Origin of the sequence: Kocuria tytonicola (assembly GCF_003687455.1) — a bacterium.
Taxonomy (GTDB): domain Bacteria; phylum Actinomycetota; class Actinomycetes; order Actinomycetales; family Micrococcaceae; genus Kocuria; species Kocuria tytonicola.
This window is the reverse complement of record NZ_PHOA01000023.1, coordinates 1-16249: the sequence shown is the minus strand read 5'-3', so window position 1 is coordinate 16249 and position 16249 is coordinate 1. Positions and strand designations below refer to the sequence as shown.

The window sequence follows — 16249 nt, the reverse complement described above, 5'->3', positions numbered from 1 at the left end:
GGCCCGGGGCCGACCATCCTCACGCCCCCACCGGTTCGATCCTCGGCTCGCCGCACTGCCGCAGCCATTCCGCAACGGGGCGGACCCACGCGTCACCTGGATCCCACGACGCCCGTCGCGCACCCACCGAGTGTTCCCGGGCATCGTCGACGCACCAGACCTGCCCACCCTTGGTGAGGAGCTCCGTCATGAGCCAGCACACATCCCCGAGCACCGGACTGCCCGGGCAGCCGCCCGCGGACCGCGACCACGCGGCGTCGGCGGGGCAGACCCGTGAGACGGCCTCGCCGTTCGAGCAGTTCTCCGCCGTGCCCCGCGACCAGGGCCTCTACCGCGCGGAGGACGAGAAGGACGCGTGCGGTCTCGCGGTCGTGGCCACCCTGGACGGGGTTGCGAGCCACGACATCGTGGACGCCGCGCTCACCGCACTGCGCAACCTCGAGCACCGCGGTGCCGTGGGAGGGGACGAGGGCACGGGCGACGGCGCCGGCATCCTCACGCAGATCCCGGACCGCTTCCTGCGCGAGAGCGTGGACTTCGAGCTGCCGCCGCAGGGCGCCTACGTGGTGGGCACCGCGTTCATGCCCACGGGCGGGCGCCACCTGGAGGACCTCAAGCGTGCACTCGAGGAGCTCGCGCGCATGGAGCAGCTCACCGTGCTCGGCTGGCGGGACGTCCCCGTGGTCGACGACGCCGTGGGCGCCTCCGCGCGCGCGGTGATGCCCACCTTCGTGCAGTTCTTCGTCTCGGACAGCGGCCACAACGAGCGTGCGGCGTCCCTGTTCGCGCGGGACGCCGCTTCCCACGACCCCGTGGCCGCGCAGCTGGAGCTGGACCAGAAGGCGTTCCGGGTGCGCAAGCGCGCGCAGAACAAGTTCGGGGTCTACTTCCCCTCGTTCTCCTCCCGCACGATCGTCTACAAGGGCATGCTCACCACCGCGCAGCTGGAGCCGTTCTACCCGGACCTCTCGGACCCGAGGTTCGCCACCCGGCTGGCGGTGGTGCACTCCCGCTTCTCCACCAACACGTTCCCGTCCTGGCCGCTGGCCCAGCCCATGCGCACGCTCGCGCACAACGGGGAGATCAACACCGTGGTGGGCAACCGCAACTGGATGCGCGCCCGGCAGTCCTCGATGTCCGGGGCCGTGCTGGGGCGCCAGCCCGAGGACCTGTTCCCCATCTGCTCCGAGGGTGCCTCGGACTCCCAGTCGCTGGACGAGGCGGCCGAGCTGCTGCAGCTCGCGGGCCGCCCCGTGACCGAGACCATGCTCATGCTCATCCCGGAGGCGTGGCAGAACCACGAGAACATGGACCCGCGGCTGAGGGCGTTCTACGAGTACCACTCGACCCTCATGGAGCCGTGGGACGGCCCCGCGTGCGTGTCCTTCACGGACGGGGTGCGCGTGGGCTCGGTGCTGGACCGCAACGGCCTGCGCCCGGGCCGCTTCTGGCAGACCGACGACGGTCTGGTGGTCTTCGCGTCCGAGGTGGGCGTGGTGGACGTGGGGGAGCGCCGGGTCGTGCGCAAGGGCCGGGTGGCGCCCGGGACCATGTTCCTCGTGGACACGGACGAGGGCCGGATCGTGGAGGACGCGGAGATCAAGGCGGAGCTGGCTGCCGCGAAGCCCTGGCAGGACTGGGTGCGGGAGTCCGTACGGCCCGTCTCCGAGCTGCCGGAGCGGGAGCACATGACGCACCCCGCGCACTCGATCCGGCTGCGGCAGAAGACCTTCGGGTACACGGAGGAAGAGCTGAAGCTGATCATCGGCCCCATGGCGGTGGCCGGTGCGGAGCCCATCTACGCCATGGGCACGGACACACCCGTGGCGGTGCTCTCCAACCGCTCGCGGCTGCTGTACGACTACTTCGTGCAGTCCTTCGCCCAGGTCACCAACCCGCCCCTGGACGCGATCCGCGAGGAGCTGGTCACGTCCATGGCCGGTGCGGTGGGACCCATGGCGAACATGCTGTCCACCCAGCAGACCCGCACCCGCCAGATCCGCCTGGACTTCCCGGTGATCGACAACGACCAGCTGGACCAGTTCGTGCACCTGGACGACGACGACGGCGCCCCGCTGAGTCTGCGCGTGCGCGGGCTCTACCGTCCGGTGGACGGCGCGCAGTCCCTGCGGGCCAGGATCGCGGAGATCTGCGAGAAGGTCTCCGCGGCCGTGAACCGCGGGGTGCAGTTCGTGATCATCTCGGACCGGGACTCCAACGGGGTGTGGGCACCCATCCCGTCCCTGCTGCTGACCTCGGCGGTGCACCACCACCTGCTGCGCTCCGCCACCCGCACCAAAGTTGCGCTGATCGTGGAGTCCGGGGACGTGCGGGAGGTCCACCACGTGGCCCTGCTGCTGGGCTACGGAGCCTCCGCCGTGAACCCGTACCTGGCCATGGAGTCCGCGGAGGAGCTCGTGCGCCGCGGGGACGTCCAGGGGGTCACGGAGGAGCAGGCCGTCGCGAACCTCATCACGGCGCTCGGCAAGGGCGTGCAGAAGATCATGTCCAAGATGGGCATCTCCACGGTGCAGTCCTACTGCGGCGCCCAGACCTTCGAGGCCCTGGGGCTCTCCAGCGAGCTCGTGGCGGACTACTTCGCGGGCACGCGCACCCAGATCGAGGGGGTGGGCCTGGACGTGATCGCGGAGGAGACCCGGGCGCGCCACCGGTTGGCCTACCCCGAGGACGGGGTCACCGAGCCCCACCGGGACCTCGCCACGGGCGGCGAGTACGACTGGCGCCGCGAGGGGCCACGCCACCTCTTCGACCCCCACACGGTCTTCCGGCTGCAGCACGCCACGCGCACCGGGCGCTACGACATCTTCAAGTCCTACACCCGGCGCGTGGACAGCCAGGCCGAGGAGATCGCCTCGCTGCGCGGGCTCATGAGTTTCCGCTCCACGCGGGAGCCCGTGGACATCGACGAGGTCGAGCCCGTGAGCGAGATCGTCAAGCGGTTCTCCACCGGTGCCATGAGCTACGGCTCCATCTCCATGGAGGCGCACGAGACGCTGGCGATCGCGATGAACCGGCTGGGAGCCAAGTCCAACACCGGTGAGGGCGGTGAGGACGTGGAACGGCTCGTGGACCCCGAGCGCCGTTCGGCGATCAAGCAGGTGGCCTCGGGCCGGTTCGGCGTCACGAGCCTGTACCTCGCGTCCGCGGACGACCTGCAGATCAAGATGGCCCAGGGTGCCAAGCCGGGCGAGGGCGGGCAGCTCATGGCGCAGAAGGTCTACCCGTGGATCGCCCGCACCCGGCACTCCACCCCCGGGGTGTCGCTGATCTCGCCCCCGCCGCACCACGACATCTACTCGATCGAGGACCTCGCGCAGCTGATCTACGACCTCAAGCGCTCCAACCCGAGGGCGCGCGTGCACGTCAAGCTCGTCTCGGAGCGGGGGATCGGCACGGTGGCGGCGGGCGTGACCAAGGCCAAGGCCGACGTCGTGCTGGTCTCGGGCCACGACGGCGGAACTGGTGCCGCGCCCCTGAACTCGCTCAAGCACGCGGGCATGCCGTGGGAGCTGGGCCTCGCCGAGACCCAGCAGACCCTGCGGCTCAACGGGCTGCGCGAACGCGTGGTGGTGCAGGCGGACGGGCAGCTCAAGACCGGCCGGGACGTCGTCGTCGCCGCGCTGCTGGGTGCGGAGGAGTTCGGCTTCGCCACGGCACCGCTCGTGGTGGAGGGCTGCATCATGATGCGCAAGTGCCACCTGGACACCTGCCCCGTGGGTGTGGCCACCCAGAACCCCGAGCTGCGCGAGCGCTTCACGGGCAAGGCGGAGCACGTGGTGAACTTCTTCGAGTTCATTGCCCAGGAGGTGCGCGAGTACCTCGCCGAGCTCGGTTTCCGGAGCATCGCGGAGGCCGTGGGCCACGCCGAGGTGCTGCGCACCCGCGAGGCCGTGGAGCACTGGAAGGCCAAGGGGCTGGACCTGAGCCCCGTGCTGGACTCGTTCCGTGCGGAGGGCGTCACGGACGGGCTGCGCAACACCACCGCGCAGGACCACGAGCTGGAGAAGCACTTCGACACGAAGCTCATCCCGCTCGCGCGCCCCGCGATCGAGAACGCCGAGCCGGTGCGCGTGCAGGAACGGGTGGTCAACACGGACCGGGCGGTGGGCACCATGCTGGGCTACACCGTGACGAACGCGCTCGGCACCACCGAGCTGCCGGACGGCACGATCGACGTGACGCTCACCGGTGAGGCGGGCCAGTCCCTCGGGGCGTTCATCCCGCGCGGCATCACGCTGCGGCTGGAGGGCGACGCCAACGACTACACCGGCAAGGGCCTCTCCGGCGGGCGCATCGTGGTGCGGCCCCCGCGGGACGCCGGGTTCGTGGCGCACGAGAACGTGATTGCGGGCAACGTGATCGGCTACGGCGCCACGAGCGGCGAGATGTTCTTCAACGGCGTGGTGGGCGAGCGCTTCCTGGTCCGCAACTCGGGCGCCACCGCGGTGGTCGAGGGGATCGGGGACCACGGCTGCGAGTACATGACCGGTGGCGTGGCCGTGGTCCTGGGTGAGACCGGCCGCAACTTCGGTGCCGGCATGTCCGGCGGTGTGGCCTACGTGCTGGACCTGGACGAGACGGACGTCAACAGGCAGGCCCGCGAGGGCGGGGACCTGCAGCTGTCCCACGTGGACGGCAAGGACCGCGAGCTGCTGGTGGGCCTGCTCCGGCGCCACCGCGAGGAGACGGGTTCCGCGTTCGCCGCGGAGCTGCTCGCGGACCCGGAGCAGACCATGACCCGCTTCACCAAGGTGCTGCCGCGGGACTACTCCGCGGTGCTCGCACTGCGCAACGAGGCCGAAGCCACGGGCGAGGACCCGGACGGCGACGGCACCTGGCACAAGATCCTGGAGGTGACCCGTCGTGGCTGATCCCCGTGGCTTCCTGAAGGTCCGCTCGCGAGAGGACCGACCCAGGCGCCCCGTCCCGGTGCGGCTCATGGACTGGAAGGAGGTGCAGCAGCGGCAGGAGGCCGGTGTGCTGCACGAGCAGGCCGGGCGCTGCATGGACTGCGGCGTGCCCTTCTGCCACCAGGGCTGCCCCCTGGGCAACCTGATCCCCGAGTGGAACGACCTCGTCTGGCGCGACCGCTGGGACGAGGCGTCCGAGCGCATGCACGCGACCAACAACTTCCCGGAGTTCACCGGCCGGGTGTGCCCCGCACCGTGCGAGTCCTCGTGCGTGCTGGGCATCAACCAGGAGCCGGTGACCATCAAGCAGGTGGAGTACGCCATCGGCGAGAAGGCGTTTGAGGACGGTCTGCTGGAGCCCTGCATCCCGCAGCGCCTCGTGGGCAAGACCGTCGCGGTGGTGGGTTCCGGCCCCGCGGGACTCGCGGCGGCGCAGCAGCTCACGCAGGCCGGGTTCACGGTGGCCGTGTACGAGCGCGACGACCGCATCGGTGGGCTGCTGCGCTACGGCATTCCGGACTTCAAGCTCGAGAAGTCGGTGCTCGAGCGCCGGCTGGACGTCATGCGCCAGGAGGGCACCAGGTTTCGCCCCGGAGTGGAGATCGGCAAGGACATCACGTGGGACGTGCTGCGCAGGCGCTACGACGCCGTGATCGTGGCCACCGGTGCCACGCGTCCCCGTGATCTGGACATCCCGGGCCGCGAGCTGCAGGGTGTGCACTTCGCCATGGACTACCTCGTGCGCTCCAACCACGCGGTGGAGGGGGACGAGGTGGTCGATCCCATCGACGCGAGCGGCAAGCACGTGATCGTGCTGGGCGGCGGGGACACCGGCTCGGACTGCATCGGCACCGCCCTGCGGCAGGGCGCGGCGTCCGTGACGTCCCTCGCGATCGGCCGCAAGCCGCCCGCTGACCGGGCGGACGAGGAGCCCTGGCCCATGATGCCCCGGGTCTTCGAGGTCTCCACCTCCCACGAGGAAGGCGGTGAGCGCACGTTCCTGGCCTCCACCGTGGAGTTCGTGGGCTCGGAGGACGGCCGGGTCACCGGGCTGCGGGTCGCGGAGACCGAGTACCGCGAGGACGGCTCGCGCGGACCTCGGACCGGCACCGAGCGGGTGCTGCCTGCGGACCTCGTGCTGCTGGCCCTCGGCTTCACGGGCAACGAGTCCGACGAGCTCACGGAGCAGCTGCCCGTGGCCCTGGACCGCCGGGACAACGTGGCGCGCGACGAGACCTACATGACCGCCGTGGACGGAGTGTTCTCGTGCGGGGACGCCGGGCGTGGCCAGTCCCTCGTGGTGTGGGCCATCGCGGAGGGGCGGGCGTGCGCCGCGCACGTGGAGCGCCACCTCACGGGTCAGACCCGCCTCCCGGAGCCCGTGGCCCCCTCGGACCGGGCCATCGACCTGAGCCTCTGAACCGGATCCCGCCGCCCGGTGGGGATGGCGGGTGTGATCCACCGGTCACCGGTCCATCAGCTCGCTCATACTCTTTGCGCGCCCGGATTGCTAGGCTGGGGACAACACCGGCGGAGCGGCCGCGGCCACGCAGCAACGCGCTGCACGGCCCGGCCGCTTCTTCCGTGTGTGCCAACCACCCGTCCTCCGAAAGGGAGTCTCCACATGCGTCGAGCGAAGATCGTGGCCACCATCGGCCCGGCCATTTCCTCGTACGAGAACGTCACCCGAGCGATCCAGGCCGGTATGAACGTGGCGCGGCTCAACATGAGCCACGGCGACCACTCAGTGCACAACGCCTCCTACGAGAACCTCCGCCGTGCGAGTGAGGAACTCGGCAGCACCGTGGCGATCCTGGCGGACCTGCAGGGCCCCAAGATCCGCCTGGGCAGCTTCCAGGACGGCCCGCACGACCTCGCGGAGGGGGACACCTTCACCATCACGGTGCGGGACGTGCCCGGCACCAGGCAGCTGTGCTCCACCACCCACAAGGGCCTGCCCGGGGACGTCAACGTGGGGGACCCCCTGCTGATCGACGACGGCAAGGTGGCCCTGCGCGCCACGGCCGTCACGGACACGGACGTGACCACCGAGGTGGTGGTCCCCGGAACCGTCTCCGACCACAAGGGCATCAACCTGCCCGGCGTGGCCGTGAACGTCCCGGCCCTGAGCGAGAAGGACGAGGCGGACCTGCGGTGGGCCCTGCAGCGCGGCGTGGACATCATCGCGCTGTCCTTCGTGCGGGACGCCAAGGACGTCACCCGCGTGCACGAGATCATGGCGGAGGAGGGTCGCAGGATCCCCGTGATCGCCAAGATCGAGAAGCCCCAGGCCGTGGACGCGCTGCACGAGATCATCGACGCCTTCGACGGCATCATGGTGGCCCGCGGCGACCTCGGCGTGGAGCTGCCCCTGGAGGCCGTGCCGATCGTGCAGAAGCGCGCCATCGAGCTGGCCCGTCGCTGGGCCAAGCCCGTGATCGTGGCCACCCAGGTGCTCGAGTCTATGATCGACAACCCGCGCCCCACCCGCGCGGAGGCCTCGGACTGCGCCAACGCGGTGCTCGACGGCGCGGACGCCGTGATGCTCTCCGGCGAGACCTCGGTGGGCAAGTACCCCATCAAGACCCTCGAGACCATGTCGGACATCATCGAGGCCACCGAGCGCGAGGGCATGGACCGCATGCCCCCGCTGGGCACCGAGCCCCGCACCCGTGGTGGTGCCATCACCCGCGCGGCGGTCACGATCGCCCGGCAGCTGGACGTGAACTGGATCTGCACGTTCACGCAGTCCGGGGACTCGGCGCGCCGGCTGTCCCGGCTCCGCCCGGACCGCCCGATCCTCGCGTTCACCCCCGAGAAGAGCGTGCAGTCCTGGCTGCAGCTGCTGTGGGGCGTGCAGCCCATCCTGGTGGAGCGCGTGGAGCACACGGACGACATGACCCGCCAGGTGGACCACTACCTGCTGGAGCAGGAGCTGGCGGACACCGAGGACATGGTGGTCATCTGCGCCGGCTCGCCCCCCGGACACGCCGGCTCCACCAACCTGGTGAAGGTGCACCGCGTGGGTGACCTCCAGGACGCGGGGGAGGCCCCGCAGCGCGAGCCGCACGAGGGCATCCGTCCGTGGGGCATGAACCTCCCGGGCTCGGCGTCCTGGCGCGAGCCGTGAGCCGCCGACCGGCCCGGTGCGCACCCTGACGCGCACGTGAGCGGCCCGCCCCAGGGTGGGTCGGTCGCGTAAGCGAAGCGGAGCGTGGTGACGACGGCGCACGGTGCAGATCCCCTGGATCCGCACCGTGCGCCGTCGTCGTGCGAGAGGGCCGGCCGACGACGAACGGCCCCGCGTCAGCGAGGCCGTTCCTGTACTGCTCTGACTAGTTAGTTCGGGGTGCCCAAGGTGGGACTCGAACCCACACATGTCTCCATACCGCATTTTGAGTGCGGCGCGTCTGCCAATTCCGCCACTTGGGCCGATGCGTGCGGACGGGTGGTGACCCGGCCGACAGCGGGTACAGCATACATGACCCCCGGTACCGGCCCCGGGTCGCAGGGCGGTCCGGCGTCGCTCTCCGCGGCCGCGGGTCCGGGAAGGGGTGTCCGGGAGGGGACTACGCTGGAGGCGGTGTCCGCACCGGTCCCGCGACTGTGCTCCCCGCCACGCGGTGCGCGCCGCCCACCCGTGGTTGGATGCTGTGTCGACAGCATCGAGCAGACCCCCGAACCCAGGAGTGACCGTGTCCGAATCGCCGAACACCCCCGAACCCGCCGCCCCGGAGCCCACGAGCGAGCAGACCCTCGTGGACGCAGGTGCCTCCGGTGCGGCTCCCCGCACCGTGGTGGTCGCGGAGGACGAGGCACTGATCCGCATGGACATCGTCGAGATGCTCGAGGACGCCGGCTACCGGGTGCTCGCACAGGCGGAGAACGGGGAGCAGGCCGTGGCGCTGACCACGGAGCACCGCCCGGACCTGGTGCTGATGGACGTGAAGATGCCGGTGATGGACGGCATCACCGCCGCCGAGCAGATCGCCGCGCAGCGGATCGCACCGGTGGTGCTGCTCACCGCGTTCAGCCAGCGGGAGCTCGTGGAGCGCGCGCGGGAGGCCGGGGCCATGGCGTACGTGGTCAAGCCGTTCACGGTGGACGACGTGGTGCCCGCCATCGAGATCGCCCTGTCCCGCTTCGAGGAGATCGCCGCGCTCGAGAACGAGGTCGCGGACCTGAAGGAGCAGTTCGCCACGCGCAAGCTCGTGGAGCGCGCCAAGTCCCTGCTGCAGACCAAGATGGGCCTCTCCGAGCCCGAGGCGTTCCGCTGGATCCAGAAGACGTCCATGGACCGGCGGCTGTCCATGCGAGAGGTCGCCGAGGCGATCATCCACCAGGTGGCCTGAACCGCACCGCCCGCCGCGGCCCGGTGGCTGTCCGAAGGTGGCCCTAGGATGGGTCCCGTGACTGAGACGAGCAAGCAGGACAGCCAGGACGCGCCCGAGACCCGCACCGTGGTGATCGGTGAGAAGACCGACAGCCCGCAGAGCGTGCCGCTGCCGGTGCCGGTCTCGCGTCCCGAGAAGCGGCTGCTGCTCATCGACGGCCACTCCCTGGCGTTCCGCGCCTTCTTCGCGCTGTCCCGCGCCGCCGAGTACGGTGGCGGGCCCGGGTTCGTCACCTCCGAGGGCGTGCACACCGAGGGCGTCTACGGCTTCGTGAACACCATGGTGAAGCTCGTCCGCGAGGAGCAGCCCACCCACCTGGTGGTCTCCTTCGACCTCGAGGGCCCCACGCTGCGCTCCCAGGAGTACGGCGAGTACAAGGGCGGCCGAGACGAGACGCCGGAGGAGTTCCACGGCCAGGTTCCCAACATCCAGCGCATCCTGGAGGCACTGGGCGTTCCCATCATCACCATGGAGGGCTACGAGGCGGACGACGTCCTGGCCACGCTCGCCGCGCGGGCCGCGGCCGAGGACTTCGAGGTCCTCGTGTTCTCGGGGGACCGGGACGCCTTCCAGATGATCACGGACCACGTCACGGTGGTCTACCCCGGCCGCACCCCCTCGGACCTGCGCCGCATGGATGCGGCCGCGGTGTTCGAGAAGTACAAGGTGGCACCCCAGAACTACCCCGATCTCGCCGCCCTCACGGGGGAGACCGCGGACAACCTTCCCGGGGTCCCCGGCGTGGGTCCGGGCTTCGCGGCCAAGTGGATCGCGGCGTACGGGCCGGTGGAGTCCCTGCTGGCGCACGCGGACGAAATCTCGGGCAAGAAGGGCGAGGCCCTGCGGGAGCACGAGGACCTCGTGCGCCGCAACCGCAAGCTCAACCGCCTGGTCACGGACCTGCCGCTGGACGTGGATCTCGCCACGGCCGCCCTGCCGCACGCGGACCCCGAGCGCGTGGGCGAGGTCTTCGACGAGCTCGAGTTCGGCTCCCAGCTGCGCGGACGTCTGCTCGACGCCTTCGGCGGAGCCGCACCCGCGGACGACGCCGCCCTGCTCCCCGCCGTCACGGACGTCACCAGAGTGGGCTCGGCCGAGGACTTCACGGCCTGGCTGGGCGCCCAGCCGGCGGACGCTCCGGTGGTCGTGCGGCGGCTCTCCTCCGATCCCAAGGCTCCCTCCGGGCAGGAGGTCACCACGCTCGTGCTCACCGGGCAGACGGGGGCGGCAGTGGACCTCGTGACAGCGGACCAGGCCCTCACCACGGCCGTGGAGCAGTGGCTCGGGGACCCCGCGGCCCCCAAGATCGTGGACGGTCTCAAGGACCTGTACCACGGGATGGTCCAGCGCGGCATCACGCTCGCGGGCGTCGTGGACGACGTCCAGCTCTCGGGCTACATCCTCCGTCCCGCCCTGCGCTCCTACGAGCTGGAGGCCCAGCTCGCGCAGCACCTCGACGCGGAGGTGCCCGCCGCCGCGGCCGGGGCCGACGCGCACGGTCAGACCGAGCTCGTTCTGGGCGACGACGACGTCCTGGCCGGTGTCTCCGACGCCGAGCTGAGCCGCCAGGCCACCCTGGGCAGCGGGTGCCGCATGCTCAGCGAGCACCTGCGCGCACTGCTCGAGGCGGACGGCCAGCTGGGGCTGCTCACCGATCTGGAGATGCCCCTGGCCGTGATCCTCGCCCGCATGGAGGCCACGGGCATCGCCATGGACCGGCCGGGGATCGACCGGCTCTTCGAGGACCTGCAGCAGCCCATCGACCAGGCGTTCGAGCAGGCGCAGGCGCAGCTGGACCACGAGGTCAACCTGGGCTCCACCAAGCAGCTGCAGGCCGTGATGTTCGACGAGCTCGGGCTGCCCAAGACCAAGAAGACCAAGACCGGCTACACCACGGACGCCGCCGCGGTGGCGGACCTGATCGGCAAGGTCTCCCCGGAGACCCCGGGCTCCCGGTTCCTCGTGGCGCTGATGAACTGGCGGGAGTACTCCAAGCTCAAGCAGATCGTCGCCGGGCTGCGGGACGCGATCGCGGACGACGGCCGGATCCACACCACCTACCAGCAGACCGTGGCGGCCACCGGGCGGCTGTCCTCCACGGGGCCGAACCTGCAGAACATCCCGGTGCGCACGGAGCAGGGCCAGCGCATCCGTGACGTCTTCGTGGTCGGGGAGGACGCCGAGGGCCCGTTCGAGTGCCTCATGACCGCGGACTACTCGCAGATCGAGATGCGCATCATGGCGCACCTCTCCGGGGACGAGGGTCTCATCGAGGCGTTCCGCGGCGGCGAGGACCTGCACCGCTTCGTGGGCTCTCGGGTGTTCGACGTGGCCCCCGAGGAGGTCACCCCGCAGATGCGGTCCAAGGTCAAGGCCATGAGCTACGGACTCGTCTACGGGCTGAGCTCCTACGGGCTCTCCCAGCAGCTGGGCATCGGCGTGGACGAGGCACGGACCATGATGAGCGGCTACTTCGAGCGCTTCGGCGGCGTGCGTGACTTCCTGCGCGGCGTCGTGGAGGAGGCCCGGTCCAAGGGCTACACCGAGACCATCGACGGCCGCCGCCGCTACCTCCCGGACCTCACCAGCGACAACCGCCAGGCCCGCCAGGCCGCCGAGCGCATGGCCCTGAACGCGCCCATCCAGGGCTCGGCCGCGGACATCATCAAGAAGGCCATGATCGGGGTGGACCGTGCCCTGCGGGAGGAGCAGCTGCGCTCCCGGGTGCTGCTGCAGGTCCACGACGAACTCATCGTGGAGGTGGCCCCCGGGGAACGGGACGCCGTGGAGCAGATCCTGCGCACGCGGATGGCCGGTGCCGCGGACCTCACGGTGCCGCTGGACGTGAACGTGGGCACCGGTCGCACGTGGCACCAGGCCGCGCACTGACCACCCTGCCCCGAGCCGCGGCGGCCCGACCCCGGCACCGCGCACCCGTGACCACCACCCCCTGACGGAACGAGGAGCCCATGAGCACCACCCCCCAGCACGAGCCGCCCCGCGAGAGCACCCACAGCGCGCGCGGCAACACCTACGTGCTCCGGCGCTTCCACGTGAGCGAGGGACCGCTCGCGGAGAACCCGGAGGCGGTGCAGTGGAACCGTGCGGTGTACCAGGGCTTCCACGACTCCGAGCCCACGGACGAGGCCACCTCGCACATCCTGCGCTCACTGCGTGAGGCCGGCACCCGCCTGCGCTCGGTCTACACGGCGGACCCCGTGCCACCGGCAGCTCTCGGAGCGGACCGGCCCGTGGCCACCTTCTGCTCGTGGAACTCGGAGCTGACCCTGGGGGAGGGCCGCAGCATCCCGGCGTGGCTCATCTCCGAGGTCACCGTGCGCCCCACCCACGCGCGCCGCGGGCTGCTGCGCCGCCTCATGACCGAGGACCTCACCGAGGCGCACGAGGCCGGCTTCCCGGTGGCCGCACTGACGGCCTCGGAGGCGACGATCTACGGCCGCTTCGGCTTCGGTGCCGCCACGTTCAATGCCGAGATCACGGTGGACGCGCACACCCGGCTGCAGCTCAAGGCGCCCACCACCGGCAGCGTGGAGATGGCGGACAACCTGGCGGTGGCCCGGCTCGCCCCGGAGATCTTCGGGCGCTTCCACCGTGCCACGGCGGGCTCGCTGCTGCGCACGACGAAGTGGTGGGACTACGTCTCGGGGCAGTGGAACTGGCACCGCGGTGCCGCCGAGCCCGAGCTGCGCACGGCCGTCCACTACGACGAGCAGGGCGGGCCCGACGGCTACGTCAGCTACAAGTTCCTGCCCACCCAGGGCTACGAGGGCACCCTGGAGGTCGTGGACCTCGTGGGGGCCACGCCGCAGGCACGGATCGCGCTGTGGGAGTTCCTGTGCAACCTGGACCTCGTGACCGAGGTGCGCTACCGGTCCGCGCCCATCGAGGACCCGCTGATGTGGGGAATGGTGGACATGTCCGCCTACACCGTGCACAAGCGCGCGGACCGGGTGTGGCTGCGCGTGCTGGACCCCGTGGCGGCGCTGTCCGCACGGCACTACACCGCCCACCGGAGGATCACGCTGTCGATCGTGGACCCCATGGACTTCGCGGACGGCCTGTTCACCATCGACACCACGGGGGAGCAGACCCGCGTGGAGCGAGTGGGGGACCGGCCCCGCACGGACGACGACCGCGCCGGGAAGTCCCTGCCCGCCGTCGAGCTGCCCGAGGGCGCCGACGCCGCCCTCACGGTGGACCTGCTGGGCTCGCTGTACCTGGGCGCGGTCAAGGCGTCCACGCTGCACGACGCCGGCCTGCTGCGCGTGCGGGACGAGACCGCGCTGCGCGACCTGCAGGACCTGATGTCCACCCCCGCGGACCCGTACTGCATCTCCCCGTTCTGAGCGGCGCAGGCTTGAACCCGCACCGGCCGGCCACTAGACTGGCACGGTGCGTGTTTTCGCACGCCCACACCAAGTTCGACGCTTCCGCTGCGTCGTGCCCCACCGGGCCGGCCGCGGAAGTGACAATCCATCACACCAATTCCATCGGAGTCCCTACTACATGACCACCACCACCCAGCAGGTTGCCGTCAACGACATCGGAACCGAGGAGGACTTCCTCGCCGCTGTCGACGCGACCATCAAGTACTTCAACGACGGCGACCTCGTGGAAGGCACCGTCGTCAAGGTCGACCGCGACGAGGTCCTCCTGGACATCGGGTACAAGACCGAAGGTGTCATCCCCTCTCGCGAGCTGTCCATCAAGCACGACATCAACCCCGACGATGTCGTGGCCGTGGGTGACGAGGTGGAGGCTCTGGTCCTCACCAAGGAGGACAAGGAAGGCCGCCTGATCCTCTCCAAGAAGCGCGCTCAGTACGAGCGTGCCTGGGGCGACATCGAGAAGGTCAAGGAGGACGACGGCGTCGTCACCGGCACCGTCATCGAGGTCGTCAAGGGCGGCCTCATCCTGGACATCGGCCTGCGCGGCTTCCTCCCGGCCTCCCTCGTGGAGATGCGCCGCGTCCGCGACCTCGCGCCGTACATCGGCCAGCAGCTCGAGGCCAAGATCATCGAGCTGGACAAGAACCGCAACAACGTGGTGCTGTCCCGCCGTGCCTGGCTCGAGCAGACCCAGTCCGAGGTGCGCGCCAACTTCCTGCAGCAGCTGCAGAAGGGTCAGGTCCGCACGGGCACCGTCTCCTCGATCGTCAACTTCGGTGCGTTCGTGGACCTCGGTGGCGTGGACGGCCTGGTGCACGTCTCCGAGCTGTCCTGGAAGCACATCGACCACCCGTCCGAGGTCGTCGAGGTCGGCCAGGAGGTCACGGTCGAGGTGCTGGACGTGGACATGGACCGCGAGCGCGTCTCCCTGTCCCTGAAGGCCACCCAGGAGGATCCCTGGCAGCTCTTCGCCCGCACCCACGCCCTGGGCCAGGTCGTGCCGGGCAAGGTCACCAAGCTGGTTCCCTTCGGTGCGTTCGTGCGCGTCGAGGACGGCATCGAGGGCCTGGTGCACATCTCCGAGCTGGCGCAGCGCCACGTGGACATGGCCGAGCAGGTCGTCTCCGTGAACGAGGAGCTGTTCGTCAAGGTCATCGACATCGACCTGGACCGTCGCCGCATCTCGCTGTCCCTGAAGCAGGCCAACGAGGGTGTGGACCCGGAGTCCACCGAGTTCGACCCCGCCCAGTACGGCATGGCCGCCGAGTACGACGACCAGGGCAACTACAAGTACCCCGAGGGCTTCGATCCCGAGACCAACGAGTGGATCGAGGGCTACGAGGACCAGCGCGCGGCGTGGGAGGAGCAGTACGCTCAGGCCCAGTCCCGCTGGGATGCCCACAAGGAGCAGGTGCGCAAGCACATCCAGGACGACCAGGAGGCCGCGACCACCTCGTCCTCTTCCTCCTCCTCCTCGTCCTCGGCGTCCCCGAGCCACTCCTCGGGTCCCACGAGCTACTCCTCCGAGGCTCCGGCCGAGGACTCCGGGACGCTCGCGTCCGACGAGGCCCTCGCCGCGCTGCGCGAGAAGCTCACCGGCCACTGAGCATTGTGAAGTGAGCTGCGGTGCCCGGTGACGGGCACCGCACGCCGGGCAAGGTCCCGCACCCCCTCGGGGGTGCGGGACCTCGTCGTTGCGTCGGGCCCCGGGTGCTGCCGACGTGGTGGTGCGAGAGGGCCCGGGGCACCCTGCCGAGGTGCGGCCGGAGTGCTGGTGGCGGATCGCGCCGCGTCCTGCAGGGAAAAGGTGCGGCCACCGGTGCGGCCGCCCGGTGCTCAGTCCCCGGGCAGGTCGTGCCAGCTCACGGGTCCGGTGCGGACGTCGGCGGCACCGGAGGTGATGCCCGCCAGCGCGCGGCGGGCGGCGTCCAGCTCGGGCGGCAGGTCCGGTACCAGGACGTGGAGAACGGCCCCGGCGGCGTCGTACTCGGTGGGAAGGACCGTGAAGCCGTGTGCGCGGATCTCGGCCTCCACGCGGCCCGCGTCCGAGTGAGGCGCCGTGAGTGTGAGGGGACGGCAGCGCAGCCGACGGGTCAGGGGAGCCGTGTCCAGCGCAGCGCTCACGGCGCCCGCGTAGGCCCGGACCAGGCCGCCTGCTCCGAGTTTGACCCCGCCGAACCACCGCACCACCACGGCGCACACGTCCGAGAGGTCACCGGGCTCGCCCGCGGCGCGCTGAGCGGGTGTCGCGTACTGGGTGAGCGCCTGCAGCATGGGCATGCCCGCGGTTCCGGAGGGCTCGCCGTCGTCGGAGGAGCGCGCCGTGTCCCGGGTGGGCCCGAGGACGAAGGCCGTGCAGTGGTGCCGGGCATCCCGGTGCCGCGCGGCCACCTCGGCGATCACCTCCCTGGCGTGCGCCTCGCTCTGCACCCGGGTGAGCACCGCCAGGAAGCGGGACCTCTTGACCTCCAGCTCCGCGGTGTGGGCGGCAGGGGAGCGCAGCACGGTGTAGGAC

At 70.7% G+C, this 16249-nt stretch carries 8 protein-coding genes and 1 tRNA gene; 7 read left to right on the top strand and 2 right to left on the bottom strand.

Annotation, left to right across the window (positions count from 1 at the left end; translation table 11 throughout):
* Positions 1–188 precede the first annotated feature (188 nt).
* The 3 genes from gltB to pyk all read left to right on the top strand — a co-directional run bounded on the left by gltB (position 189) and on the right by pyk (position 8061).
* A complete protein-coding gene (gene gltB / locus CWC38_RS04445; RefSeq protein ID WP_240625048.1) occupies positions 189–4892 on the top strand; it encodes a glutamate synthase large subunit in 4704 nt (1567 codons plus the stop codon).
* Positions 4885–6351, top strand: a complete 1467-nt coding sequence (locus CWC38_RS04440; protein ID WP_121845615.1) for a glutamate synthase subunit beta — start codon at positions 4885–4887, stop codon at positions 6349–6351. Before gltB ends, CWC38_RS04440 begins: the two co-directional genes overlap by 8 nt.
* 204 nt (positions 6352–6555) lie before the next feature.
* Positions 6556–8061 carry a pyruvate kinase gene (gene pyk, locus CWC38_RS04435; protein WP_121845614.1) on the top strand — a complete coding sequence of 502 codons (1506 nt, stop codon included), beginning with the start codon at positions 6556–6558 and terminating at the stop codon, positions 8059–8061.
* 220 nt (positions 8062–8281) lie between these two features.
* Here pyk and CWC38_RS04430 read toward each other — a convergent pair.
* A tRNA-Leu gene (locus tag CWC38_RS04430) sits at positions 8282–8363 on the bottom strand.
* 263 nt (positions 8364–8626) lie between these two features.
* Between CWC38_RS04430 and CWC38_RS04425 the strand changes: the two genes are divergently transcribed.
* From CWC38_RS04425 to rpsA, 4 genes are all read left to right on the top strand, one after another.
* Positions 8627–9283 (top strand): ANTAR domain-containing response regulator, encoded by a 657-nt coding sequence (locus CWC38_RS04425; RefSeq protein WP_424321731.1) that lies wholly within the window; start codon positions 8627–8629, stop codon positions 9281–9283.
* Positions 9284–9331: 48 nt separating this feature from the next.
* Complete coding sequence (polA, locus tag CWC38_RS04420; protein WP_439108828.1) at positions 9332–12214, top strand: DNA polymerase I; 2883 nt, start codon at positions 9332–9334, stop codon at positions 12212–12214.
* Positions 12215–12294: 80 nt separating this feature from the next.
* Positions 12295–13692 carry a GNAT family N-acetyltransferase gene (locus CWC38_RS04415; RefSeq protein ID WP_121845613.1) on the top strand — a complete coding sequence of 466 codons (1398 nt, stop codon included), beginning with the start codon at positions 12295–12297 and terminating at the stop codon, positions 13690–13692.
* A gap of 160 nt (positions 13693–13852) precedes the next feature.
* Positions 13853–15340, top strand: coding sequence for a 30S ribosomal protein S1 (gene rpsA, locus CWC38_RS04410; RefSeq protein ID WP_121845612.1), 1488 nt, complete (start codon positions 13853–13855; stop codon positions 15338–15340).
* Between the two features lie 230 nt (positions 15341–15570).
* On the opposite strand, the gene CWC38_RS04405 is transcribed toward rpsA, so the two are convergent.
* On the bottom strand, positions 15571–16249 hold a 679-nt coding region (locus tag CWC38_RS04405), incomplete at its 5' end, for an IMPACT family protein (RefSeq protein WP_338067516.1).